Source organism: Enhygromyxa salina (assembly GCF_000737335.2).
Classification (GTDB): Bacteria; Myxococcota_A; Polyangia; order Nannocystales; family Nannocystaceae; genus Plesiocystis; species Plesiocystis salina_C.
Genome location: NZ_JMCC02000130.1, coordinates 1 through 23,773, shown reverse-complemented (window position 1 = coordinate 23,773; position 23,773 = coordinate 1). Strand labels below are relative to the sequence as shown.

Sequence of the window (23,773 nt, the reverse complement as noted above, 5' to 3'; positions counted from 1 at the left end):
TACCCGCGCGGGCGTGGCCGTGGCGGTGCGGGTGGAGGTCGAGCGCGGCACCGTCGAGGTCGCGCGGGTGCGCTCGCGGGCGGGCGGGGTGAAGCCCTCGCCGTCCATGATCACATCACCGCGGAACGAGGCCCCATCTGCGATGATGATGCGCGGCGACGAGATGTTGCCGACGTGCTTGGCCGCCTTGTTGAGCGTGACGCAGTTGAGCGCCGTGATGTCGCCGATCACGATGCCCGAGATGACGACGTCGCGGGCCTGGACCTGCGCGAGCACGACCCCGCCGGGCTCGACGTAGAGCGTCTCGGTCAGCGAGATCGAGCCTTCGACCCGGCCCTCGACGCGGAGGTCTTCCTCGCCCTCGATGCGGCCACGGATCGATATCGCCGGACCGACGACGGTCTCTTCGACCGCGTCGTCGTCGTGGGTGGAACGTGGTAGCGCCGACATCGATTAGGCGTCCATGTCGACGTTGCCCTTGAACGAGGCGCCGTCGGCGATGAGGATGCGTGGAGCGTGGATGTCACCGACCACGCGGCAATCGGCCCGCAGCTCGGCGCGATCCGAAGCGTGGATGTCGCCCGTGACCGAGCCGTGGACGGTGATCGTGGCGGTCTCGACGTTGGCTTCTACGACCCCGTCGCGCTCGACCACGATGTTCTCGCGCAAGCTGATCTGCCCCTTGACGGTGCCGAGGATGACGAGATCCTCGTCGCCGGAGATCTCGCCGTCGACGACGATGGTGCTACCTATGACGGTGTTGGCCATGGAAATTTCTGCTCCGTTTGCGCGGTGTGCTCGGTAGAGGGTGGAGGCGCGAACCAGCTCAGTGGCCGCGCGCGAGGACCTTGGCGAGATCTTCGGGAAGATCGACCTTCATCTCGATGGATCCGCGGAACCGCGCACCGTCGTTGATGATGACTCGGGGGGCGCGGACGTTGCCCTGGACCCGCGCGCCTTGCTGGATGGTGATCGAGCGGGCCGCCGAGATGTCGCCGATGACCTCACCCCGGACTTCGACGCTGTCGACGTCGAGGTTGGCCTCGATGATGCCCGCCTCGGCCACGATCAAGTGCCCGGCCAGGGTAATTGCGCCTTCGATCCGGCCCTCGACGATGAGGTCCTCTTCGCCGACCAAAGTGCCACGGATCAGGATCTGGTTGCCGATGACGCAGGGGGCGTCCGGTGCAGTAGGAAGTGCCATGAAAGCCTCGCGGGTGCCCGCTAATCGAGCCGGGGCAGGCTACAACCGCACCCCCACGCGGTCAAGGAGGGCGCCGCGATGGGAGCCGAGCGCTCCGCTGCGCCCACGAACACCTCGCGTGAGTTTGGCACGCCGCGCGCTGGCTTTTCCATTTGAGTGTCGCGACCGAGCGTGCTCGGATCCGCGGCGATCGTGCTAGAAGCCGCGCTGCGTAACCGCGCGCGACCGCCTGCGTAACCGCGGACTGCGACTTGCCCATCTGCAAGGCCGGCACCACCGCCATGTCCCCTTCGTCACAAAGCCGACACCCCGATGAGTGAGCCACGCTGGCGCGGAGACGCGCACCCGATCCAGTCCACCGACGAGCTCGTGCTGTGGTTCGAGAAGGCCCAGCGCCCCGACAAGCACTTGATCGGCACCGAGCAAGAGAAATTTGGGCTGTACCTCGCCGACGGCATGCCAACGCCGGTCCGCTACCGCGAGCACGTGCTGCCAACCCTCGAGGCTCTGCGCGATCGCTTTGGCTGGGCAGAGTCCAAAGATCGCGGCGTCGCGGGTGAACTGATCGCGCTCGAGCGCGACGGCGCCTCGATCACCCTCGAGCCGGGCGGCCAGCTCGAGCTCAGCGGCAAGCCGCTGCCCACGGTCCACGACACCTGCGCCGAGTTCACGGCCCACTATGAAGAGCTCCACGCCGTGGCCAAGCCGATGGGCGTGGCCTGGATCGCGTGCGGCTTTCATCCCTTCGCCACCCGCGAAGAGATCGACATGATGCCCAAGGGCCGCTACGCGGTGATGCGCAGCTACCTGCCCACGCGCGGCGAGCTGGCCCTGGACATGATGCTGCGGACCTGCACGGTCCAGGCAAACTTCGACTACAAAGACGAGGCCCAGTGTGGCCGTCGCATGCGGCTGATGCTCGGGGTCTCGTCGCTGATCACCGCGCTGTTCGCCAACTCGCCGTTCAAAGAGGGCCAGACCGTGCCAGCTGGACCGCGTGGTCCCGTTCGGTCGCTGCGCTCGGCGACCTGGGAGCACGTCGATCCCGATCGCTGCGGGCTGCTGCCATGGATCTTCGAGGGCGAGTTCAGCTGGGCGCGCTACGTCGACTATGCCCTGGACGTGCCCATGTTCTTCGTCAAGCGCGGGCACCACTACCACCCGCACCACGTGCCATTTCGTCGGTTCTTGGCCGACGGCTTCGTCGACCCCGAAGGCACCACCCACCGGGCCACGCAGGCCGACTGGGAGCTGCACCTGAGCACCCTGTTCCCCGAGGTCCGCATCAAGCCCTTCATCGAGATCCGCGGGGCGGACTCGATCGGCTCGCAGACCGTGTGTGCGCTGCCGGCCTTGTGCAAGGGGCTGATCTACGACGACGACGCGCGCACCGCCGCGTGGGAGTTGGTCGCGGATCTGAGCTTCGCCGAGCGCATGGATCTGTGGCGGCGCGCACGTGAGCACGGGCTGAGCGATCCCGAGGTGTTGACCAAGTCCACGCAGCTGCTGACGCTCGCGCGCGCCGGGCTCGACCGGCTCGACGTCCGCGACTCGAAGGGGCGCACCGAGGCGCGCTTCCTCGACTCGCTCGACCGCCAGGTTGCACGAAGCGCCACGCCTGCTGGCGACGCGATCGAAAAGTTTGGCACGTCACCGGGGCGCAGCGCCGAAGCTCGGCGAGCGATCGTCGAGTACTTCAACTTCGCCGGCGAGCTGGCCTAGGCTAGGAGCCCCTCGGCCTAGTCGAGCGCGCAGCGCTCGATGAAGCTAGTCGAGCGCGCAGCGCTCGATGAAGCGAGTCGTCAATCAAAGTCGAGATCGAAGTCTTCGCCATCGCCAGCGTGGCCGGCTTCGTCGACGTTGACCGACTGGGCGTCGCTTGGATCGGCGAACGCAGAGCCCAGGCCGTCATCCAACATGGGCTCGGACAGCGCCGACGTCAGCATGTCGGTGGAGGTGTCCAGCGAACCGCGGGGAGCCGCTTGGCCGTGGGCGGCGTGGCCCGGCTCGGCCCGCTCGGGCTCACCCAGGGCCTCCGTCTGCGCCATGACGTCGGCGTCGAAGTCCGGCTTGGTCTCGCTCCCAAGTAGATCCGCGAGGATCTGATCCACGCGCTCTTGGTCGTCCGAATCGGCGTCAGCGTCCGGGTCGCCCTCGCTCCTGCGTAGGTCGGCGAGGATCTGATCCATGCCACCCTCCTCGAGATCGGCCGAGCTCGAGCTTGCTGCGGCCTGCGCAGACCGTGACGGCGGCCGTGGTGGTGGTGGCGGCGGTGGAGGTGGCGGTGGTGGTGCGGCCTCGTGGCTGGGGCCGGCCTCCTCGACCTCCAGTTCTTCGAACTCTTCGAGATCGAGCTCCTCGAACTCTTCGAACTCCTCGAGCTCTTCTTCGTCCTGCGCCGCGACTTCGGGCTCCGCCGCGACTTCGGGCTCCGCCGCGACTTCGGGCTCCGCCGCGACTTCAGGCTCCGCCGCGACTTCAGGCTCCGCCGCGACTTCAGGCTCCGGTTCCGCCGCGACTTCAGGCTCCGGTTCCGCCGCGACTTCAGGCTCCTCGCCGACTTCGGTCTCCGCCGCGCCTTCAGGCTCCTCGCCGACTTCGGCCTCCGCCGCGACTTCAGGATCCGCCGCGACTTCGAGCTCCGCCGCGACTTCAGGCTCCGCCGCGCCTTCAGGCTCCTCGCCGACTTCGAGCTCCGCCGCGACTTCAGGCTCCTCGCCGACTTCGAGCTCCGCCGCGACTTCGAGCTCCGCCGCGACTTCAGGCTCCTCGCCGACTTCAGGCTCCTCGCCGACTTCGAGCTCCGCCACGACTTCGGGCTCCGCCGCGACTTCAGGCTCCGCCGCAACTTCGGCCGAAGCTTCGGACTCCCGCTGCTGCGCCGCGTGGCCCAGCAGCTCGTCGGCCTCGGGCGTCCCCAGCGTGATCGGCCCGGTGTCGACGGTCTCCAGCATCGGCTCTGGCTCACCCAGAGCCAGCACGGAGTGGTCGGGCGGCGGCGGCAGCTCGGACGCGCTGGTTGGTTGTGGGGCCGATGGCTCGCGTCGACGACCGCGCGGCGCAGCGACGACCGCGGGCGCGTCCTCGTCGCGGGGTTCGTCGTCGACGTCCACGTCGATCTCGAACGACGAACTGTGAGCCTCGTCGAACGAAGCTGGCGCGGCGTGCTCGGCTTCGGCTGCCAGCGGCTCGGACTCGAGGTCGACTTCGAGTTCGACGTCGGCTTCGAGCGCGGGATCAGCCACCACCTGCGCCACGGCTGACTCGCGTGGATCTTGTCCATACCCACCGGCGAGCGCGGCCCCAGAGTCCCCGCCGCCGCCGGACTCGAGCAGCTGCAACAACACATCGGGCGCGTCGCTCGATGACGACTCCGCCAGCCCTGCGACCAGCTCATCGGCCCGCCGTCGGGCCCAGATCATCAGCTCGTCCGCGTCGAGACCCTCGCCGTCGAGCAGCTCGCGGAGCTCCATGCCCCGCAGCATATCAGACATGGACCCCCACAGACGTTCACTAGCCTCTTACTTGACCCCTATTTCGCAAGCTGAGCAGCGAGCTGAACGGGCGCATCGGCGACCGCCTGATCCAGCCCAGCAAGCTTGGGACCGCCAGCTTGGGCAAGGTCCGGCCGGCCCCCCCCACGCCCGTCAATGTGGCCAGCGAGCGCGCCCACCAGCTTACCTGCGTGAACTTTCTTACCCGCGAGGTCCGAGGTCACGGCGACCAACAAGCTGGCCTTGCCGTCGCGCTCCGCCGCGAGCACGACCACGCCCGAGCCCAGGCGGTCGCGCAGGGTGTCGGCGGCGTCCCGCATGACCTTGGGGTCGGCCACCCCGATCTTGCGAACCAGCAGCTTGACCCCCGCGACCTCCGTGGTCTCGCTCTCACCGGCGCCGCCGGTTGCGAGCTTGCGCTCGATCTGGGCCAGCTCCCGCTCCTTGAGCTTCAGCTCTTCTTGCAGCTTGGCCAGGCGGACGAGCAGGTCGTCGGCGTCGCGGGCATGCAGCTCCGCCGTGGCCTGCTCGACGATCGACGCGGTGTGCTGGACCCAGTCCAGCGCCCCGGTGCCGGTGACGGCCTCGAGCCGGCGCACGCCCTGGGCGACGCCGCCTTCGGACACGATCTTGAACAGACCGATGTCCCCCGCCCGGGCCACGTGGGTGCCCCCGCACAGCTCGACCGAGTCCGCGGCGATCGTCACGACCCGGACCTCGTCGGCGTACTTCTCACCAAACAGACCGATCGCGCCGGCCTGCTTGGCGTTGGCCAGGCTCATCTCCTGCGTCCCCGTCGCGGCGTTGGCCATGACCATCGCGTTGACCTGCCGCTCGATCGCGGCCCGCTCTTCCAGGGTCAGCGGCCGCGGGTGCGAGAAGTCGAAGCGCAGCCGATCCGGGGCGACCAGCGAGCCCTTCTGGGCGACGTGCTTGCCAAGCTGCTCGCGCAGCGCGTGGTGCAGCATGTGCGTCGCCGAGTGATTGCGGCGGATCGCGTCGCGCCGGGCCACGTCGACGCGCAGCGTGAGCGAGTCGCCGACCGCGATCCGGCCTTGGGTCACGCTGGCGTGGTGGACGATCAAGCCGCCCGTTGGCTTTTGCGAGTCGGACACCTCGAGCCGCGCGCCCTTCGGATCCGCGCCGCCCACGATCACCCCGTGATCGCCGATCTGCCCGCCGCTCTCGCCGTAGAAGCAGGTGCGATCGAAGATCAGCTCCACGCTGGCGCCCGCGCTGGCGCTCTCGACCCGCGCCCCGTCCACGATGATCGCCCGCAGCGTGGCTTGCTGCTCGACCTCGGCGTAGCCGACAAACTCCGTCGCCCCCAGCTCGTTGGCGAGCTCGAAGTAGACGTCGTTGATCTTGGCGTCACCGCCGACAAACCCGGCATCGCCGGCGCCCTGCAGCTCGCGCACGCGGGCCGCGACCTCGTCCTCGTCGAGGGTCAGCCCGTGCTCGACCGCGATCACGCGGGTCAGATCAATCGGGAACCCAAACGTGTCGTAGAGCTTCGCCGCCGGATCCACCGGGAACGCGCCCGCGCGCTCGGGCAGCGCGGCGAGCGTGGCCTCGACCATCTTGAGCCCGCGATCCAAGGTCCGACGAAACGCCTGCTCTTCAATCTGTACGGCGTCCGCGATCGCGGCCCTGGCCTCGCGCAGCTCGGGGTACGCGTCGCCAAACTGCTCGACCACCAGGTCGCAGATCTCGTGAAAGAAGGGCTCGTCAAGCCCGACCAGGGTGCCGTGACGGATCGCCCGCCGCATGATCCGGCGCAGCACGTACGAGCGCCCGCTCTTCTCGGGGGTCACGCCGTCGGCGATCAAGAACGCGGTCGCGCGCGCGTGGTCGGCGATGACGCGGAAGCTGGCCTCGCGCTCACCTTGGTCCCCCGACACGCCCGCGAGCTGCTTGCCCTTGTCGACCAGGGGCGAGAGCAGGCTGGTGCCGTAGTTGCTCGACGCGCCCTCCAGGATCGCCGCCAGCCGCTCGAGCCCCGCGCCCGTGTCGACCGAGGGCGCGGGCAGCTTCTCCATGCGACCGCCCTCGTGCTTCTCGTACTGCATGAACACGAGGTTCCACAGCTCCATGTAGGCGGCGTCCTCGAAGGCCGGCCCCTTGCCCGGCTGCCCGCCAGTGCCCGGCGCCGGACCTTCGCCGCGGAAGATGTGGATCTCCGAGCACGGCCCGCAGGGGCCGGTGTCGCCCATCTGCCAGAAATTTTCTTTGGCGTTGAACGCATAGATCCGGTCCTTGGGGACCAGCTCCAGCCACAGATCGTAGGCCTCTTGATCAAAGGGCGCGTCGTCGCCCTCGCCGTTGAACACGGACACCACCAGCTTGTCGGCCGGGAACCCAAGCACCTGCGTCAGAAACTCCCAGGCCCAGTTGATCGCGTCGCGCTTGAAGTAGTCGCCGAACGAGAAGTTGCCGAGCATCTCGAACAGCGTGTGGTGGCGCGGCGTGAACCCGACGTTGTCGAGGTCGTTGTGCTTGCCGCCCGCTCGCAGACACCGCTGGGCCGTTGTCGCGCGCCGGTAGTCCCGCTTGTCGCGGCCGGTGAACACGTCCTTGAACTGGACCATGCCGGCGTTCACGAACAGCAAGGTTGGATCGTTGAAGGGCACCAGCGGCGACGAGGCGACGCGCTCGTGGCCCCGCTCGGCGAAGAAGTCGAGGAACGCGGTGCGCAGGGCGTGAGCGTCGGTCGGGCGTGACACGGCCATGGGTGCGGCACGATATCTGTTACCCAGGCTTCCCGCACGGGTCGCGAAGGCGAATCAGTTTCCCAGGGTGACTTGGGTGGCGCCGACCTTGCGCAGCCACGTGGCCACGCGGGCGTGGTCCGCCGTGCCCGCGATCAGCACCGCCGCGTCGGCGCGGGCGCTGCAGCCAAGCTCGCGCTTGAGTCGGGGCAGCAGCTCGGGGATCGCGGCCGGGTCCAGGCCTTCGATGCAGGTGACGGTCTTGCCGCCCTGCCCCTTTTTTTGGCGACGGACGATCAGGCGGCCCGTGAGCGCGGCCGCGGGCATGGCGGAGGCCGGCGCCAGCTCGGAGGCCGCGGCCGCGGTCGGATCTGGGGCCACGTCCGGGGCCGCCGGGGCGCTCGGGCGCAGCGCGGCCAGGCCCGCGAACGGATTGGACGTGAGCGGCGTCGCGTCACTGACGATCTTGGCCGGCGGCTTCGAGCGCTTGCGCATGGCCGCTCAGCTCACGGAAACGGCACGTCGTCGACGCAGGCGACGGGCGTCCACGGGGCCGCGAGGTTGTTGCAGTTGTGCGGCAGGTTGCCGATCAGCGTGGAGGTGCCGTCGTTCACGTCGATGCTGTACAGCCGCGATCCACCGCCGAAGTTGGTGCACGCGTACAGCTCGTGGGTTGCGAGGTGCCACTCGATCCCGACCGAGTCGAACTGCGTGTCGATCACCGCGATCGGCGACGCAGTCCCCGAGAACAGGTCCAGCGAGTAGAGCGTGTCGGTGAGATCGTTGATCGCGTAGAGCCCCTGGACATCCGCGGACCAGCTGGTGCCCGAGTAGTGAAAGTCCAGCCCGAGCGGCCCGATCTCCGTGCCCGCCCCGGTTTGGGTGCTGAGCGTCAGCAAGATGTCCGCGCTCACGCTGACACCAAACAGCGTCTCGGCCTCGACGCCGTTGGCCGTGATCCCCGGGATCGAGCCAAAGTTGGTCGGCCCAACCGTGGTGACCTGGCAGGTGCAGGGATCGATGATGTCCAAGGTCTGATCGGAGCTGTTCGAGCCGTACAGGGTGCCCTCGAGCCCGAAGGTGGTCGACGGGTAGCTGTCGTTGACGTTGAGCTGGCACAGCTCGACGGCGGTCGCGTCGACGGTGCTGATCTTCAAGAGCCTGTGAGTCTGGTTGTTGACGCTCAGCAGCCACGGCGTGATGAGATCGCCGTCGCCGTCCCCGTCGCCGTCCCCGTCTCCGTCGCCGTCGCCATCGCCGTCCCCATCCCCGTCTCCATCCCCGTCTCCATCCCCGTCCCCGTCGCCGTCGCCATCGCCATCACCGTCCCCGTCGCCGTCGCCGTCGCCATCTCCATCGCCATCTCCGGGATCGCCGTCTCCGTCTCCATCCCCGTCCCCATCTCCCGTGGTCGCGCTCGAGCTCCCGCCGTCCGGCCCGTCCCCGTCCCCGTCACCATCCCCATCACCAGCCGTCCCGGTCTCCTCGGTGCCGCTGCCAGACCCCGCGTCGTCGCCTCCGCAGCCAACGGCGACCAGGCCCAGAACAGCAACAACCGCAGCTCCAATGCGATGCAGCGTCATGCGGCGACGGTCCCACGTGAGCCGCGGCCCGGTCAACCCGAACGCCGGGCGGGCCCGCGACTACTCCAGGTCGAACTCGATGTCGTCGCTGTCGCGGGGCCGCTCTTCGGCCGTGCCGCCCATGACCCCACGAAACGCCAGCTCGAAGTCCGCCGGGGTCGTGCTCGCGGCAAGCGCGACCTCGTAGGTGACGAGCTTGCGGCGCACGAGGTTCATCAACGACTGGTCGAAGGTCACCATGCCGTAGGGGTTGGCGCCCTCGCGGATCGCGTCGACCAGCTCGTGGGTCCGCGATGGATCCGAGATCATCTCTTGCACGCGGGGCGTGTTGATCAGGATCTCGACCGCCGGGATCATGCCGCGCCCATCCGCCCGCGGCAGCAGCCGCTGCGACACGACGCCCCGCAAGATCGCCGCTAGGTTGAGCCGGATCGCCGTCTGCTCCTCGCGCGGGAACATCTGCACGATCCGGTTCACGGTCTCGGTCGCGTCGACGGTGTGCAGGGTCGAGAACACCAAGTGGCCGGTCTCGGCCCCGTGCATGACCGTCTTGATCGTGACGTGGTCACGCATCTCGCCCACCAGGATCACGTCGGGATCCTGGCGCAGCGCCGAGCGCAGCGCGCCCTCGAAGCCCATCGTGTCGAAGCCCAGCTCGCGCTGGTTGACGATCGATCGCTTGTCTTCGAACACGTACTCGATCGGATCTTCGATCGTGACGATGTGGGCCGGCCGGGTGATGTTCACGACCTCGAGCAAGCTCGCCAGCGTGGTCGACTTGCCCGATCCGGTGATGCCCGTGACCAGCACCAGCCCGCGCTGCTCATCGCCAAGATCACGGACCCGCTGCGGCAGGTTGAGCCGCTCGAACGAGGGGATCTGTGAGGGGATGATCCGCATGACCATGCCCGTGGTCCCGCGCTGGCGAAACACGTTGACCCGGTAGCGGTAGCCATCTTCGGTCCCGTAGGCGAGGTCGACCTCGCAGTTCTCCATGAAGATCTGATGCTGGCGCTGCGCCATGATGTTGACCGCGAAGGTCTCGATCACGTCGCTGTTCATGGCCGGCACATCCTTGAGCGTGCGCAGCTGCCCGCGGATGCGGAAGATCGGCGGGCGACCGACCTTGAGGTGGACATCTGAGGCGCCTAGCTTGCGCGCGGCCAACAACACACGGTCGAAGATCTCGTTCATGGTTACTTTCGCGCGTCGACGCGCGCGTGGTACCGACAATAAATCAAATTGCGTGGGGTGGACGAGGTTTCTGGCCCGCTCGCGAACACACCCGCGCAGCGGAGTGACTCCCCCACCCCCAGCACCAGCGCCTACGCCAAAGACAGCAGCTTGACCTTGAGGTACTTGCCCTCGGGGAACGCCGCGAGCACCGGGAAGTCGGGCGGCAGCCCGCACTCTGCGATGACCCGCGCGTTGCGGCCCGCCGCCAGGCTACCTTCGCCCACGGCCCCCAGGAACTCTTCTTCGGTCAGCGAGGCCGCGTTGGCGACCGCCAGCACTTCACCGGCAGGAGCGACGACGTGGGCGATCGCCTGGGCGAGCTGGTTCCAGTCGTCGAGCGCCGAGAAGGTCGAGCCCTTCACCGTGGAGAACGGCGGCGGATCCACGACGACGAGATCGAACCGGCGATCGCGCTGACGAAACCGCTCGAGGTGCTTGAACACATCACCAGTCAGGGCCTCGCAGGCCTCCGGATCGAGCCCCGACGCGGCCAAGTTCTGCCGGCAGCGCGCGTGCGATCGCGCGGCGGCGTCGATGTTGGTGACGTCGGTGGCCCCGCCACGGACCGCGCGCAAGGCCAGGGCACCCGTGAACGAGAACAGGTTCAGCACCTTGCGACCGGACGCGATCTTCTCGACCAGGCGCCGGCCTTCCCGCAGATCCAAGAACAGCCCCGGTGACACCGGCGCGGTCACGTCGACCAGGAACTTCAGCCCGTCTTCTTCAACCTCGAGCTCGGGCGGCGCGGTCTTGCCGGTCAGGTGCGTGGCCGGCGGGCGCTTGTGGCTGTCCTCGGCCGCGACCGCCCGCGTGCGATCTTGCAGGTAGATCCCGGCGGGCTGGTAGACCTGCTCGAGCAGCGGGATCAGCTGATCGAGGTAGCTGTCGGCCGCGCTCGCGTACTTGTAGATCAGCAAGAATTCGCCGTAGCGATCCACGGCGACCCCGGGGAACCCGTCGGCGTCGGCGTGGACCAGGCGGGCCGCGCCCGAGAACCCGTCTTCCACGTAGCGCGCCCGGTGGGTCTTGGCGGCGTGGAGGCGAGCCAGCATCGCCTCGGCGTTCCAGTTGAAGTCCAGCGACCGCGCGAGCATGCGCAGGACCACCGCGCCCTCCGGCTCGTAGAGCGCATGACCGAGGTGGTTACCCTCGGGGTCCGCGACCGCGACCATGGCACCTGGGGCGATGCCCTCGAGCGGACGCAGCAGCGCCTCGCGGAACACCCACGGATGTCCAGCACGGATCCAGCGTGCAGCACCCTCGGTCAGCTTGGCCCCCCGCTGGCGCACACGTGGGCGAAAGGCCGTGTCCGGCTTGCGAGGGCGGCCTTTACCGGTGCCTTGGCGAGCGCCCGCATGGCCACGCTTTTGCTCACGACCGGCCGTCTCGGGCGATCGTGCGTCGCGCACGTTGCGCTTTTTCTCGACGCTCATGGCTGCGCAGGATAGGCGGTTTGGCGTCACGCGTCGACGACCACCGGCGCCCCGTGTAACCTCGGTTTCGCCGCGTGCTCACGCACGCGGTGCCTGATTCTCCCCTGCACCGCTCAGCGACTCTCAGGCGCGCTCAATCCGAGACTCACCCTCATGGCTTCAGACCGAATTGGCGAACTTCTCGTCCGCGAGAACCTGATCTCCACTGACCAGCTGCGCGAGGCGCAAAAGGACCAACGCGCGACCGGCAAGCGACTCGCGTACAGCCTGACCAAGCTGGGAATCCTGCAAGAGACCGAGCTGACGGACTTCTTGTCCAAGCAGTACGGCGTCCCGTCGATCACCCTCGATGACTTCGAGATCGATCCAGACGTGATCAGCCTGGTCCCGCGCGAGGTCGCCAGCAAGCACGTGCTGATCCCGGTCCAGCAGGCCGGCAACAGCTTGATCGTTGCGATGGCGGATCCCTCCAACATCTACGCGGTCGACGACATCAAGTTCATGACCGGCCTCCACATCGAGGCGGTCGTCAGCACCGACGCCGCGATCGAAGCCGCGATCGAGCACTACTACTCGGCCCGGCCCGAAGAGACCGCCTCGTACCAAGAGGTGCTTGGCGACCTCGAGCTCGACGACATCGAGTTCGAGGACACCGGCGAGGACGAGTTCTCGATCGTCGACAGCCAGAACGAGGCCGAGCAGGCCCCGGTCGTCAAGCTCTGCAACCTGATCTTGGTCAACGCGATCAACAAGGCGGCCAGCGACATCCACATCGAGCCCTACGAGAAGAGCTACCGGGTCCGCTATCGGATCGACGGCGTGCTTCACCACGAGATGAACGCGCCGCTGAAGCTCAAGAACGCGATCACCTCGCGGCTCAAGATCATGGCCAACCTCGACATCGCCGAGCGTCGGCTGCCGCAGGACGGGCGCATCAAGATCAAGATGGCCAAGGGCCGCGAGATGGACTTCCGGGTCTCGTGCCTGCCCACGCTCTACGGTGAAAAGATCGTCCTGCGTCTGCTCGACAAGGACAACCTGCAGCTCGACATGATGAAGCTGGGCTTCGAGCAGGGCCCACTCGACGACTTCAAGGGCGCGATCCATCGGCCCTACGGCATGTGCCTGGTCACCGGCCCAACCGGCTCGGGCAAGACCACCACGCTGTACTCGGCGCTGTCGGAGCTCAACGACGACGAGGTCAACATCTCAACCGCCGAAGATCCGGTCGAGTTCAACCTCGCCGGCATCAACCAGGTCCAGATGCACGACGACATCGGCCTGAACTTCGCGGCCGCGCTGCGCTCGTTCCTTCGCCAAGATCCCGACATCATCATGGTCGGCGAGATCCGCGACTTCGAGACCGCCGAGATCGCGGTCAAGGCCGCGCTCACCGGGCACATGGTGCTGTCTACCCTGCACACCAACGACGCCCCCTCCACCGTCAACCGCCTGCTCAACATGGGCGTCGAGCCGTTCTTGGTCACGGCCTCGGTCAACTTGATCGTCGCCCAGCGCCTCGCCCGGCGGATCTGCAAGGACTGCAAGAAGCCCGACGCCGCCACGACGCCCCAGATGTTGGTTGACGCGGGCATGAAGCCGGCCGAGGCCAAGGCGTGCCAGCCGATGCGCGGCAAGGGCTGCAAGACCTGCTCGGACTCTGGCTACAAGGGTCGCGTCGCGCTCTATGAGGTGATGCTGCTCAAGGACGGGCTGAAGGATCTGATCCTGCAAGGTGCGTCAACGACGGAGCTGAAGTCCGAGGCGATCCGTCTGGGCATGAACACGCTGCGTCGCTCGGGGCTCAACAAGATCGCCGAAGGAATGACCACCGTCGAAGAGATCGTCCGCGTCACCGCCGCAGACTGACGATTACCCCCACAGCCGCCTTCGCACTGCAAGGTCACTCGCTTCGCTCGCTCCCAACGGGCTGGCTGTTCGCGGGGGCATCATTGGCCCCCTAGGAGGGGGCTCTCGTCTGACCACCTGCAGCTAGTGGGGGGGCTCTCCACCTACGTGTCGTGCCTTGTTTCGCGGTCGCCCGGGTGGTTGTTTGCGGGGGTACTTTTTTGACACTACGAACATGCGGGAGTTGTGATGGGTGAGCAGACGGACGACGACGCGCCCGGGGACGAGGGGACCTTTCACGAGGTCGTGTTTGGCGAGGGTGCCGACGAAGAGAGACTGAGCTTCGCGCAGTTTCGTGATCTGTCGCTGCGCAAGCGGGTCCGGCTGTTGATGAGCAAGCGGTCCCAGTTCTTTGGGGCGGATGGCGCAGAGATCCCGCGTGATGTTGCGATGCGATTTGGGAAGCGCGCGGGGTCGGGTGCGGCTCCGGCGGCTCCGGCGGCTCCGGTCGCGCCGAGTGGGGATGAAGGACAGGTCGACCGGCTGATTCGGTTGCTGCGTGACTCGAGCCTCGAGCATGAGCTGCGCGGGTGCGTCAAGCTCGCGGAGCAGATCGAGGTTACGGACGAACAACAGCGCGCGGCCCTGGCCACCGCGCTGCTGCGCACGATCAAGCTGCTCGAGGATGACCATGGCTCGACCCCCCTGAGCTGGGCGGCGATCCGGCGGTTTGGCTCGCTGGTCCCGACCACGCGGCTGACCGAGCTGGCGGTGTTTCTGCAGCCCGGCAACGAAGCCGAGACCATGCAGGCGACCCTGCAAGCGATCTGGCATGCGCTGAGCGTGGATCAGGACTTTGGGCTGGCGATCCTCGCCGTGCGCACGCGGCAGCTGCTCAACAAGTACCTCGACCCCGACTGGCTGTGTACGCCGCTGGCGCGGGCGCTGACGACGGATCTGTTGCTGGCCTATTCGGTGCTCACGCCCAGCACCGATGAGCACGGGCTGCGCGCATTGTTCAACCGGGCCCGCTCTCTGGGTCAGGCGATTCCGCTCGAGCTCGCCCGCGCCGAGATCGACGAGGCGCTCGCCCACGCGCGCGAGCACGGCCGCCCGATCGCGGCGCGCCTGCAGCTGCTCTCGGGCCTGTGCAAGTTTGGCTAACATCGGCCGCCAACCGTCATGCCCAGCTTCGTTCCTCCGCGACGCCCAGACGAGTTCGCGCTCGTTGCCCTCGACGTGGTTGGCCATCGCGAGCGCGGCCACCTGAGCCACGTCGGCTTCGCTTGGTCGGCGGCCATGGTCAGTGAAGGCGACGAGATCACGGTCGCCGACGCCCGGCCGATCCGGCGTGGCCGCGACAAGCTGGCGGTCCACGCGATCGGCCGGCTCACGCTGAGCCGGCGCGAGCAGGCGCTCATCGCGAGCTGGCTCGAGCGACGCAAGCGATCGCGGGCCCTGGCCGGGGACTTCCTTGCAACCATTGCCCGCCCCCGCCGCGACCCGGTCACCGGGCGGATCATCAGCCGCGAGCAGAGCTGCGCGGGCCTCGTGTTCGAGTGCCTGCAGACCTGCCTGCGGATCGATCTGGTCGATCTGGAGGCGCTGCCCCGCAGCACGCGCGCGCGCCTGGTCGCGCTGTGGGGCGAGAAGGTCGTCATGCACGCCGAGCATCGCGGCGAGCTCGTGGGCGCCGAGCCGTGGCCGGTGCTACTCCCCGCCCACATCCTGCACGCGCTCGCGACCGAAGACCCGCGCCCGCACACGCTGCGGGCCAGCGCAACACACTGGGATTTTCCATCATGAGCCAGGTCCTCGACGAACTCGTCACCCTCCTCGCCCTCGAGCAGATCGAGGTCAACCTGTTCCGCGGTCAGTCGCAAGACCTTGGCTGGGGCACCGTCTACGGCGGACAAGTCCTCGGCCAGGCGCTCTCGGCCGCGGTTCAGACCGTCCCCGAGCAGCGCCACGTGCACTCGCTGCATGGCTACTTTCTGCGGGCTGGGGCCGTTGATCGACCGATCATCTACGAGGTCGATCGGATCCGCGACGGCAAGTCGTTCACGACCCGGCGCGTGGTCGCGATCCAAAACGGCAAGGCGATCTTCAACCTCGCCGCGTCGTTTCAGATCGAAGAGCCCGGCTTCGAGCACCAAGACACCATGCCGGACGCCGCGGCGCCCGAGACCGTGCCAACCGAGCAAGAGCGCGCCGCCCAGTACGCCGAGCAGCTGCCCGAATTCTTGCGCGCGCAGGCCCTGGCCCAGCGGCCGTTCGAGATGCGGCCGCTCGAGCCGGTCAGCAACCCGTTCACGCCCGTGGCCCGCGAGCCCGCGCGCATGTTCTGGATCAAGGCCACCGGCAGCCTGCCAGATGATCCGGCGCTGCACCGCTACCTGCTGGCCTACGCCTCGGACTTCGCGTTCTTGACCACCGCCATGTTGCCCCATGCCGTCACCTGGCTGACCCGCGGGATGCAGGTCGCCAGCTTGGATCACACGATGTGGTTTCATCAGGATGTGCGCGTCGACGACTGGCTGCTGCACGTCGTCGATAGCCCCGCCGCCCACGGGGCCCGCGGGCTCGTGCGCGGGCGGGTGTTCGCGCGTGATGGCCGGTTGGTCGCGAGCACGGCCCAAGAAGGCCTGATCCGCAAGCGCGAGCGATAGCCCAGCCCAGCCCAGCCCAGCCCAGCCCTCACACCAGCCTGAGCCCGCGCGGCGCCGGCACTACGCTGCGCCGCGCGGCGAGCCGCAGCGCGAGATCCAAGAGCCGCTTGCGGCTGTCGGTCTTGGTCACCGCGAAGATCCGATGCATGTGCTTGTGGACCGACGTCTCGCGGATCCCCAGACGCCCGGCGATCACCGCTGCGCTGCGGCCATACAGGAGGTGGCGAACCACCAATCGCTCGTTCCGGGTGAACGCGAACGCCTCGGTCGCCGCGTCGACCAGCTGACGAAGGTACGCGCTGACCCGAACACCGTGGGTCGAAGGCTCGCGGGGCGGCGAGACATGGCGGCGAAATTCCGAACCAGCGGTGGCGTTCATCATCAAGAAAAGATGCCGCCCCGACCCCCGAACCGTCAGGGACGGCGGTGCCACCGATCCGCGTCGCCCCGATCGTCACCGCCGTCGCAGGGATGGGCCCGCAGCCCGCTTGTTTGGGCTGTTGGGTGGGCCCGTCACCACCCGTCACCAACCGTCACCGGCACAGCGCGCGGTACAGCTTTAGATAGTCGCCGGCCGAGCGCGTCCAGCTCCAGTCGCGCCGCATCCCCGCCTGCTGGATCGCCCGCCAGCCCGCCGGGTGCTTGCGATACATCTTCGCCGCCCGCCCCATCGCCCAGCGCAGCCCCACCACGGTGGGGTGCTTGAACGCGAACCCGGTCCCCTCGCCCCGGGCCAGCGCCGCGTCGCCCGGGTCGTGCACCGTGTCCGCCAGGCCGCCCGTTGCGTGAACGATTGGCACCGTGCCGCAGCGCATCGCGTACATCTGCGTCAGCCCGCACGGCTCGAACCGGCTCGGCACCAGCAGCGCGTCGCATCCCGCGATGATCTTGTGCGACAGCGGCCCATCAAATGCGATGTCCGTGCGCACGTTCCAGGTGTAGTGCCGCGCCGCCAGCTGAAACGCCTCTTCGAGCTTGGGTGACCCCGTGCCCAACACCACCAGCCGGGCCGGCAGCCCGTGCAGCTCCGACACCAAGCTTGCGACCAGGTCGAGCCCCTTTTGCGCCGTCATGCGGCTGACGATCCCGAACAGCGGCACATCCGGCAGCTCGGGCCACTCGCAGAGCCGCAGCAAGTCCGCCCGCACCGCCCGCTTCGCGTCCAGGTTGTCGACGTCGTAGTGCGACGCCAGGTGTGGATCCGTGGCCGGGTCCCACTCTTGCGTGTCGATCCCGTTGAGCAGCCCATACACCTCGTGGCGACGCAGCACCCCGTCGAGGTTGCTGCCAAACTCGGGGGTCTTGATCTCGCGGGCGTAGGTCGGGCTCACCGTCGTGACCGCGTCGGCCAGCGCGATGCCCCCCTTGAGCAGGTTGATCTGGTCGTACCACTCGAACGCGTCGAGGTGGAACACGTCCCACGGCAGCCCGCTGATCGGGAACAGCTCGTTGGAGCACACCCCCTGGTAGGCCAGGTTGTGCAGGGTCAAGACCGTGCGCGTGCGCGGCAGCAGGGCCCGGGCGTTGGTCGCCACCAACCCGGGGATCAGCGCCGCGTGCCAGTCGTGAGCGTGGAGCACATCCGGCGCGCCGCCCATCAGCGCCTTCGCCACCCCGACCACCGACTTGCACAACAACATGAAGCGCAGCGCGTCGTCATCGTGACCGTACAAGCCCTCACGATCGAAGGCCGCGTCGTTGGCCGCGAACAACATCGGCGCGCGCCCACGCCGATCCAGGCGAAGAAACCGAACCCGCGCCGTCGCGGCGCCCAGGCTGACATCCGCGACGATCCCCGTGTCTTGCGGCGCGAGCCCTTGCTTGGCCAGCGCCGTCTTCGCGGCGCGGTAGTAGGGCATCACCGTCGCCGCCTCGATCCCGGGCTTGGCCCGACACAGCGCGTCGGGCAGCGCCCCCACGACATCGCCCAAGCCGCCGGTCTTCGCCCAGGGGGCGCACTCACTCGAGACATGCAGGATCCGCATTGTCCCCAGTCTTACCTGATCTCGGGGACGGTGTATCCAGCCGTCAGTTCGCTGCGCCCGCCGACCGCCACCCCGACCACGACACCGACGCGCCCGCGCCCCTGACACTCACCGCTTGTAGCGGGGCCCCGACGACTGGTGGCTGTGCCGCGAGCGATCCGTTTGGTCGTAGCGCCCGTCGAACTCCGCCATGATCTGCTTGGTGTCCGGATCACGGCGCATCAGCTCGGCCATGTCGAACGCCAGCTTGATCGGCCCTTCGCGTGGCACCACCGTGCCCTTGGGCAGCACGACGATCCCGGTCTCGCTCACGAACGGGAACCGGGCGCGGTCGGCCTCGGTGTCCCAGCCAATCTCCGTGCCAGGCTCGATCGTGCAGTTCTTGTCGAGCAGCACCCGCTTGAGCCGCGAGCCCTCGCCAACGTCACAGCCCGACATGATCAAGCTGTCTTCTAGGTGGCAGTTGGGCCGGATGAAGGTGTCGTAGCCCAGCATCACCCGCTGCAGCGTGGTGCTGGACACGATCGACCCCTCGCACACCAGCGAGTCGCTGGCCGAGGTCAGCGCGTGCTCGGCCGAGTGTTGAACCAAGCGCGCTGGCGGGTAGTCGCGCTGCGCGGTGCGGATCCGCCACTGCCGATTATAGAGGTTGACCGCCGGCAGCGAGCTGCGGACTTCCATGTTGGCGGTAAAGTAGGCCTCGAGCGTACCGACGTCGCGCCAGTAGGGGATCGTGCCGTCGCGCTCACCCGGGACCTTGTTGGTGCCGAAGTCGTAGATCTGAATGTGCGCCCCGCCGCGAAGCAGCCGCGGGATCACGTCCTTGCCAAAGTCGTGCGACGACTCTTGGACCTCTGCGTCCACGCCCAGCACGTCGATCAGCACGTCGCGGCGAAAGAAGTAGTTGCCCATGCTGACCAGCGCCCGCGTGGGGTCGCCGGGCATCGGCTTGGGATCCTTGGGCTTCTCTTGGAACCCGATCAGGCGCCCGCTCGCGTCGACCTCCATCACGCCAAACTGGTGGGCTTCCGCGATCGGCACCGGCCAGCCGGCGATTGTGAGGTCTGCGCCAACCTGCTCGTGCAGCTCCTGCATCTGGTCGATCGCGAATTTGTAGATGTGGTCCCCGCTGAAGATCCCAACGTGTGGGGAGCGTGACTCGTGCAGCAGGTTCGCGTTCTGCCAGACCGCGTCTGCGGTGCCTTTGTACCAAGACGGCCCCATCCGCATCTGCGCGGGCACGATCTCGATGAATTCCTGGATGCCGCTGAGGTGCCAGTTGCGGCTGATGTGCCGGATCAGGCTGGACGCCATGAACTGCGTCAGCACGAACACCCGGCTGTAGCCCGAGTTCACGACGTTCGAGAGCACGAAGTCGATGATCCGGTAGCGCCCGGCGAACGGCACCCCCGGCTTGGCGCGGTGGCAAGTCAGCGGCGCGAGGCGAGAGCCCTTGCCGCCAGCGAGTACGAGCATCGGTGTACGGTTCATGCGGCTGGCTCTTGCGCCAGCCTACCAGACCCTGGGTTGTGTCGGTGGCGAGTTTGTCGAGGTAGAACGAGGCATGAGCGTCGCCCTGCCCAGCCCGGTCGAGCACGTCGCCGACGTCGAGCTGCTTCGCGGTCCCCGCACCGATCCAAGCGCCCCGCCCGACCTGCTCATCGAGGTCCCGCACGGCGCCGACGAGCGCGGTCACTATGATCGGCTGCGGTCCCGCTTGACCGGCGATCTGCCGGCCGACCTCCACGAGTTCTTTCACGTCAACACCGACGTCGCCGCGTGGGCGCTGGGCCGGGCGACCGCGCTCGCGCTGATCGACGCCGCCCCCCAGCGCTCGGTGCTGCTGGTGCGCTGCCTGATCCCGCGGACCTTCGTTGACTGCAACCGGGTCGCCGACTATCGCGGCGGCCCGCTCGACGCGGGCGCCCTGACCCCCGGGATCCCCAGCTACGTGCGCGACCCCAACGATCGCGCGCTGCTGCTCGACCTGCACGGGCGCTACGTCGAGCTCGCCCGGCAGGCGTTCGCGGCCGTGTGCGGCGCTGGCGGGCTCGCGCTCGTGCCCCACACCTACGGCCCCCGCTCGCTCGGGATCGACGCGGTCGACGACGACATCGTCACCAACCTGCGCTGGGCCTGCGATCCCGAGCGCCACGACAGCTGGCCGCTGCGCGCCGAGGTCGACCTGCTCACCCGCGACGGCGAAGGCCAGCTGTTCGCGCCCGCCGGGATCGAAGCCGAGCTCATGGATGCGCTCACCGGGGCCGGGTTCACGCCCAAGGCCAACGACACCTACTTCCTGCACCCGAGCACCCTTGGCCACGCGTGGTCGGTGGCCTACCCCGGGCGGGTGCTCTCGCTCGAGCTGCGCCGGGATCTGTTGGTCGAGGCGTGGCGGCCCCTCGAGCCCATGCAGGCTGTGCCCGCCGCGTGCGAGCGCGTCGCCAAGCTGCTCGCGCCCGCGCTCGAGCGGGCGCTCACTCGCCGCTGAGGATTGATCGGGGGAGCCCATGGACCCCGAACAGCGACGACAGCTCGGCGCCCACTACACCAGCGAGGCCGACGTCCTCACCCTGTTGCGGGCGTTGTTTCTCGAGGATCTCGACGACTCGCTCGCGCGAGTCCTGCAGCTGCACGGGCCCGCCCGTGAACTCGGCCTCGCGGCGTTTCACGACCGGCTCGCGGCGCTGCGCTTGCTCGACCCCGCGTGTGGTTGCGGTGACTTCTTGTTGGTGGCGTACCGCGAGCTTCGCCGGCTCGAGCTCGAGCTGCTTCGCCACCTGCCTGCGCCGCGTGCCTGCAAAGTCTCGATCCAGCAGCTCTACGGGATCGAGCTGCAGCCTGCCCCCGCCAAGCTCGCGCGGGCGAGCCTGTCGCAGCTCGAGCAGCGGCTGGATCACGAGCTCGCCGACGCGCTCGGCTGTCCCCTGCCCCGCCGCTCTGCGCCCGCGCGTGTCCAGGTCCGCTGTGCCAACGCCCTGCGCGTTGACTGGGCTTCGCTGCTGCCCGCTGACGCGTGCGCCTACGTGATCGGCAACCCGCCCTTCGTTGGCAAGAAGGCCAGGAGCGCCGAGCAGGTCGCGGACATGCAGATCGTGTTTGCCAACGCCAAGGGTACCGCTGCGCTCGACTATGCCTGCGCGTGGTTCGTGAAGGCCGCCGACTATGTCGCGGGCACCACCGCCGAGGTCGCGTATGTCGCGACCAACTCGATCACCCAGGGCGAGCACCCCGGCTTGCTGTGGCCGCTGCTGCGCCGTGATCGCGGGATCGAGATCACCTTCGCCCACCGCAGCTTTGCCTGGCGCGGCCAAGCCAACGTCCACGTGGTGATCATCGGCTTCGCCGCCCGCGCTCAGCGACCCCGGCGGATCTACGAGGCCGGCGACGTGCGCGTGGTCGACTCGATCAACCCCTACCTGGTCGAGGGGCCCCACCAGACTCTGTCCAAGCGCCGTGATCCCCTCGACCCGAGCACGCCCCGGGCCAGCTTTGGCAACATGCCCAACGACGGCGGCCACCTGCTGCTCGACGAAGCGGCGCGCCGCGAGCTCTTGCGTGCCGATCCCAGCGCCGCGCGGTTCATTCGGCCGTATGTCAGCGCCAAGCAATTCCTGGCCGGGCAGGCCCGCTATTGCCTGTGGTTAGCCGACGCGACTCCAGGGGAATTTCAACAATCCGAGCGGGTCCGGCAGCGGGTCGCCAATGTTCGAGCCCACCGCCAAGCCAGCACCCGCGCCGCGACCCGCAAGCTCGCCGACACGCCGGGCTGCTTTGCCGAGATCAGGCAGCCCGCGACCGCGTATGTGCTGATCCCACGCCATCCCTCTGCGCGCCGCGCGATTGTGCCGCTTGGCTACTTTACGCCGGATTACATCGTCGCGGATAGCTGCGTGGCGATCCCTGGCGCCAGCATGTACCACTTTGGCGTGCTGAGCTCGGCCATGCACGACGCCTGGCTGCGGCAGGTTGGGGGGCGGATCAAGTCTGATCTGCGCTACTCGATCGAGCTTGTCTATAATAATTTCCCGTGGCCGACCGCGGCTACGCCCGCGCAGCAGCGCACGATCGAGCGCTGCGCGGCGCGAATTCTGCAGCTCCGCCAACGCTACGCCTCGACTGCGCTTGGGGGGTTGTATGCGCCCGACGCGATCCCCGGCGAGCTGGCTGCGGCGCACCGGCAGTTGGACGCTGCTGTTGACGATGCGTACGGCATCGACCCGCGAGTGAGCCCGGGCGAGCGAGTTGCCCTGTTGTTCACGCTGCGGCAGCGTACAGATCAAATGAAATTTGACTACAAAATTGAGATGGTTCCTGAAGATGTATGCGGCGGCTACAACGTGCCCGCGTATACGGAGGGCGCGCTTGAAGTTTGGCAGGAGGATGTTCTGTTTCTGAGGGCGGAAGGCATACCACTGGTCGAGTTCGCCATAGTTCTTGCAAGGTGGCTACACAAGCTGGTGGAGACGGAGACTCTGTACTACGCCTCGATGGACTTTGAGGAAGAACCCATCTTTGCGCTTTCTTGGGACGCACGGCTACAGGGGTTCATGCCAAGCTCGGTTTGGTCAATGTCCAAGGGCGTCCCCGTCCCCCTCGAAGTTGCAAGGGGATCTGCGGCGTCATATATCGAGAACCTGTGCCGGGATCTCGCACCGCATGGAATTTGCCTGACCAAAGTCATCGCGGACGCAATTGATGGATAAGGGAAAGCCGGTTGGCCGGCGAGTGATCAAAGGATCAAAAATGAAGACTCTCAGCCCAACTTCCCCACTCCGACAACACCAAGCCCACAATCATCATCCGGAATCCAGAATGAACACCGAAGAACTGAACACGTTCCTGCAAGTGTCGCGCGCCCACGCGATGGAAATCGACGTTTCAGCAGTCGACGGCGTGGACAGCGAGTTGCGCGTAACGACGGTAACGCGGGATTACAGGGTTCTCATCCAGTACATCGCTGCCCATGAGTATCTGGCGGGAGACTGGGAACCTGGCCTCGCTTACAAAGGCAGCTACTCGAATTTGGACATACTCGTCACAGCAATTGAAAAATGGCTCGACGCCCCGATTCAAAGCTGGCGCAACTTCACCCTCAACCCACTTTCCGAAACCTCTGTCCGTGAACTGACCCGAATATCAAGCCCGCACGGCACCAACAATCTCGACTTCTTCAAAAGCGAGGTCAAATCACGCACTCTAAGCTTGCCCGATGGCGCCCAGTTCCGACTCACATCCCTATATTGGCGACAGATTGAAAAATACAGTGATTGGAATGAGGCACGTGCGCTTCGAGACCAAGAGCGGGAGTTCGATGAGGAGTCTTGAATCGGCGCGGAGTAGTTCCATCCGTGCGCGGAGTGCCCCGCCCGAGTGGCCCCGCCCGAAGGTCTTGCACCTGACTATCCGCACACCTAGATCGATGAGTAGGAGCCCTCCCGTCGCTGGAGATGTTCGAGGTCGTGCTCGACTACGGCGAGCACGGGACTTGGCACGCGGCGAGGACCCGCGATGACCGGGTTGACCGGCGCCGGCTTGCCTGCCAGCCACAACGCTCGCCGTCAGCATCGAAGAACCCCTCTGGCCGCTTGAACGTCCGCGTCTCCCCGAATC

Annotated in this window: 20 protein-coding genes; 8 read left to right on the top strand and 12 right to left on the bottom strand. The window is 67.5% G+C overall.

Going from position 1 to position 23,773, the window contains the following annotated elements; all coding sequences use genetic code 11:
- The 3 genes from DB30_RS35765 to DB30_RS35755 form a co-directional block, all read right to left on the bottom strand.
- Positions 1-450 (bottom strand): bactofilin family protein (locus DB30_RS35765; protein WP_146662136.1); only part of this gene is annotated, 450 nt, incomplete at its 3' end.
- A 3-nt stretch (positions 451-453) separates the two neighbouring features.
- A complete protein-coding gene (locus tag DB30_RS35760; protein ID WP_052557719.1) occupies positions 454-768 on the bottom strand; it encodes a bactofilin family protein in 315 nt (104 codons plus the stop codon).
- A 58-nt stretch (positions 769-826) separates the two neighbouring features.
- Positions 827-1,204 (bottom strand): bactofilin family protein, encoded by a 378-nt coding sequence (locus DB30_RS35755; protein ID WP_052557717.1) that lies wholly within the window; start codon positions 1,202-1,204, stop codon positions 827-829.
- Positions 1,205-1,516: 312 nt separating this feature from the next.
- On the opposite strand from DB30_RS35755, the gene DB30_RS35750 reads away from it, so the two are divergent.
- Positions 1,517-2,926, top strand: coding sequence for a glutamate--cysteine ligase (locus DB30_RS35750; protein ID WP_052557715.1), 1,410 nt, complete (start codon positions 1,517-1,519; stop codon positions 2,924-2,926).
- An 80-nt stretch (positions 2,927-3,006) separates the two neighbouring features.
- Here the strand turns inward: DB30_RS35750 and DB30_RS35745 are convergent, their stop codons facing one another.
- The 6 genes from DB30_RS35745 to DB30_RS35720 form a co-directional block, all read right to left on the bottom strand.
- Positions 3,007-4,698: a hypothetical protein gene (locus DB30_RS35745; protein WP_146662134.1), complete on the bottom strand. Its 1,692-nt coding sequence runs from the start codon at positions 4,696-4,698 to the stop codon at positions 3,007-3,009.
- A gap of 38 nt (positions 4,699-4,736) precedes the next feature.
- Positions 4,737-7,421, bottom strand: a complete 2,685-nt coding sequence (gene alaS, locus DB30_RS35740; RefSeq protein WP_420870696.1) for an alanine--tRNA ligase — start codon at positions 7,419-7,421, stop codon at positions 4,737-4,739.
- 60 nt (positions 7,422-7,481) lie between these two features.
- Positions 7,482-7,901 carry an SUI1 family translation initiation factor gene (locus DB30_RS35735; protein ID WP_052557708.1) on the bottom strand — a complete coding sequence of 140 codons (420 nt, stop codon included), beginning with the start codon at positions 7,899-7,901 and terminating at the stop codon, positions 7,482-7,484.
- Between the two features lie 11 nt (positions 7,902-7,912).
- Positions 7,913-8,989: a hypothetical protein gene (locus tag DB30_RS41925; RefSeq protein WP_052557706.1), complete on the bottom strand. Its 1,077-nt coding sequence runs from the start codon at positions 8,987-8,989 to the stop codon at positions 7,913-7,915.
- Between the two features lie 60 nt (positions 8,990-9,049).
- Positions 9,050-10,183: a type IV pilus twitching motility protein PilT gene (locus DB30_RS35725; RefSeq protein ID WP_052557703.1), complete on the bottom strand. Its 1,134-nt coding sequence runs from the start codon at positions 10,181-10,183 to the stop codon at positions 9,050-9,052.
- 131 nt (positions 10,184-10,314) lie between these two features.
- Entirely contained in the window at positions 10,315-11,658 is a 1,344-nt protein-coding gene (locus DB30_RS35720; RefSeq protein WP_052557702.1) for a class I SAM-dependent rRNA methyltransferase, read from the bottom strand.
- Between the two features lie 153 nt (positions 11,659-11,811).
- Here DB30_RS35720 and pilB point away from each other — a divergent pair, with 153 nt between their 5' ends.
- The 4 genes from pilB to tesB all read left to right on the top strand — a co-directional run bounded on the left by pilB (position 11,812) and on the right by tesB (position 16,175).
- Positions 11,812-13,527 carry a type IV-A pilus assembly ATPase PilB gene (pilB, locus tag DB30_RS35715; protein WP_052557699.1) on the top strand — a complete coding sequence of 572 codons (1,716 nt, stop codon included), beginning with the start codon at positions 11,812-11,814 and terminating at the stop codon, positions 13,525-13,527.
- Between the two features lie 228 nt (positions 13,528-13,755).
- A complete protein-coding gene (locus tag DB30_RS35710) occupies positions 13,756-14,670 on the top strand; it encodes a hypothetical protein (protein WP_052557698.1) in 915 nt (304 codons plus the stop codon).
- Between the two features lie 18 nt (positions 14,671-14,688).
- The gene (locus tag DB30_RS35705) at positions 14,689-15,312 is read left to right on the top strand and encodes a hypothetical protein (protein ID WP_052557696.1); all 624 of its coding nucleotides are present in this window, start codon (positions 14,689-14,691) and stop codon (positions 15,310-15,312) included.
- Positions 15,309-16,175 carry an acyl-CoA thioesterase II gene (gene tesB / locus DB30_RS35700; RefSeq protein WP_052557694.1) on the top strand — a complete coding sequence of 289 codons (867 nt, stop codon included), beginning with the start codon at positions 15,309-15,311 and terminating at the stop codon, positions 16,173-16,175. The genes DB30_RS35705 and tesB overlap by 4 nt, the downstream gene beginning before the upstream one ends.
- Before the next feature lie 28 nt (positions 16,176-16,203).
- Here the strand turns inward: tesB and DB30_RS35695 are convergent, their stop codons facing one another.
- The 3 genes from DB30_RS35695 to glgC all read right to left on the bottom strand — a co-directional run bounded on the left by DB30_RS35695 (position 16,204) and on the right by glgC (position 19,651).
- Positions 16,204-16,557 carry a LuxR C-terminal-related transcriptional regulator gene (locus tag DB30_RS35695; protein WP_146662132.1) on the bottom strand — a complete coding sequence of 118 codons (354 nt, stop codon included), beginning with the start codon at positions 16,555-16,557 and terminating at the stop codon, positions 16,204-16,206.
- A 151-nt stretch (positions 16,558-16,708) separates the two neighbouring features.
- Positions 16,709-18,160: a glycogen synthase GlgA gene (gene glgA / locus DB30_RS35690; protein ID WP_146662130.1), complete on the bottom strand. Its 1,452-nt coding sequence runs from the start codon at positions 18,158-18,160 to the stop codon at positions 16,709-16,711.
- Between the two features lie 108 nt (positions 18,161-18,268).
- Positions 18,269-19,651, bottom strand: a complete 1,383-nt coding sequence (gene glgC / locus DB30_RS35685; RefSeq protein WP_146662128.1) for a glucose-1-phosphate adenylyltransferase — start codon at positions 19,649-19,651, stop codon at positions 18,269-18,271.
- Between the two features lie 73 nt (positions 19,652-19,724).
- Between glgC and DB30_RS35680 the strand changes: the two genes are divergently transcribed.
- From DB30_RS35680 to DB30_RS35670, 3 genes are all read left to right on the top strand, one after another.
- Positions 19,725-20,651: a hypothetical protein gene (locus DB30_RS35680; protein WP_052557688.1), complete on the top strand. Its 927-nt coding sequence runs from the start codon at positions 19,725-19,727 to the stop codon at positions 20,649-20,651.
- A gap of 19 nt (positions 20,652-20,670) precedes the next feature.
- Positions 20,671-22,866 (top strand): class I SAM-dependent DNA methyltransferase, encoded by a 2,196-nt coding sequence (locus tag DB30_RS35675; RefSeq protein WP_052557686.1) that lies wholly within the window; start codon positions 20,671-20,673, stop codon positions 22,864-22,866.
- A 109-nt stretch (positions 22,867-22,975) separates the two neighbouring features.
- On the top strand, positions 22,976-23,488 hold the full coding sequence (locus DB30_RS35670; RefSeq protein WP_052557683.1) for a hypothetical protein: 513 nt from the start codon (positions 22,976-22,978) through the stop codon (positions 23,486-23,488).
- Positions 23,489-23,773 lie beyond the last annotated feature (285 nt).

Coding starts and splice junctions, on each gene's coding strand:
- DB30_RS35760 (WP_052557719.1), bottom strand. CDS start 768: ATGGCCAACACCGTCATAGGTAGCACCATCGTCGTCGACGGCGAGATC.
- DB30_RS35755 (WP_052557717.1), bottom strand. CDS start 1,204: ATGGCACTTCCTACTGCACCGGACGCCCCCTGCGTCATCGGCAACCAG.
- DB30_RS35750 (WP_052557715.1), top strand. CDS start 1,517: ATGAGTGAGCCACGCTGGCGCGGAGACGCGCACCCGATCCAGTCCACC.
- DB30_RS35745 (WP_146662134.1), bottom strand. CDS start 4,698: ATGTCTGATATGCTGCGGGGCATGGAGCTCCGCGAGCTGCTCGACGGC.
- DB30_RS35735 (WP_052557708.1), bottom strand. CDS start 7,901: ATGCGCAAGCGCTCGAAGCCGCCGGCCAAGATCGTCAGTGACGCGACG.
- DB30_RS41925 (WP_052557706.1), bottom strand. CDS start 8,989: ATGACGCTGCATCGCATTGGAGCTGCGGTTGTTGCTGTTCTGGGCCTG.
- DB30_RS35725 (WP_052557703.1), bottom strand. CDS start 10,183: ATGAACGAGATCTTCGACCGTGTGTTGTTGGCCGCGCGCAAGCTAGGC.
- DB30_RS35720 (WP_052557702.1), bottom strand. CDS start 11,658: ATGAGCGTCGAGAAAAAGCGCAACGTGCGCGACGCACGATCGCCCGAG.
- pilB (WP_052557699.1), top strand. CDS start 11,812: ATGGCTTCAGACCGAATTGGCGAACTTCTCGTCCGCGAGAACCTGATC.
- DB30_RS35710 (WP_052557698.1), top strand. CDS start 13,756: ATGGGTGAGCAGACGGACGACGACGCGCCCGGGGACGAGGGGACCTTT.
- DB30_RS35705 (WP_052557696.1), top strand. CDS start 14,689: ATGCCCAGCTTCGTTCCTCCGCGACGCCCAGACGAGTTCGCGCTCGTT.
- tesB (WP_052557694.1), top strand. CDS start 15,309: ATGAGCCAGGTCCTCGACGAACTCGTCACCCTCCTCGCCCTCGAGCAG.
- DB30_RS35695 (WP_146662132.1), bottom strand. CDS start 16,557: ATGATGAACGCCACCGCTGGTTCGGAATTTCGCCGCCATGTCTCGCCG.
- glgA (WP_146662130.1), bottom strand. CDS start 18,160: ATGCGGATCCTGCATGTCTCGAGTGAGTGCGCCCCCTGGGCGAAGACC.
- glgC (WP_146662128.1), bottom strand. CDS start 19,651: ATGAACCGTACACCGATGCTCGTACTCGCTGGCGGCAAGGGCTCTCGC.
- DB30_RS35680 (WP_052557688.1), top strand. CDS start 19,725: ATGAGCGTCGCCCTGCCCAGCCCGGTCGAGCACGTCGCCGACGTCGAG.
- DB30_RS35675 (WP_052557686.1), top strand. CDS start 20,671: ATGGACCCCGAACAGCGACGACAGCTCGGCGCCCACTACACCAGCGAG.
- DB30_RS35670 (WP_052557683.1), top strand. CDS start 22,976: ATGAACACCGAAGAACTGAACACGTTCCTGCAAGTGTCGCGCGCCCAC.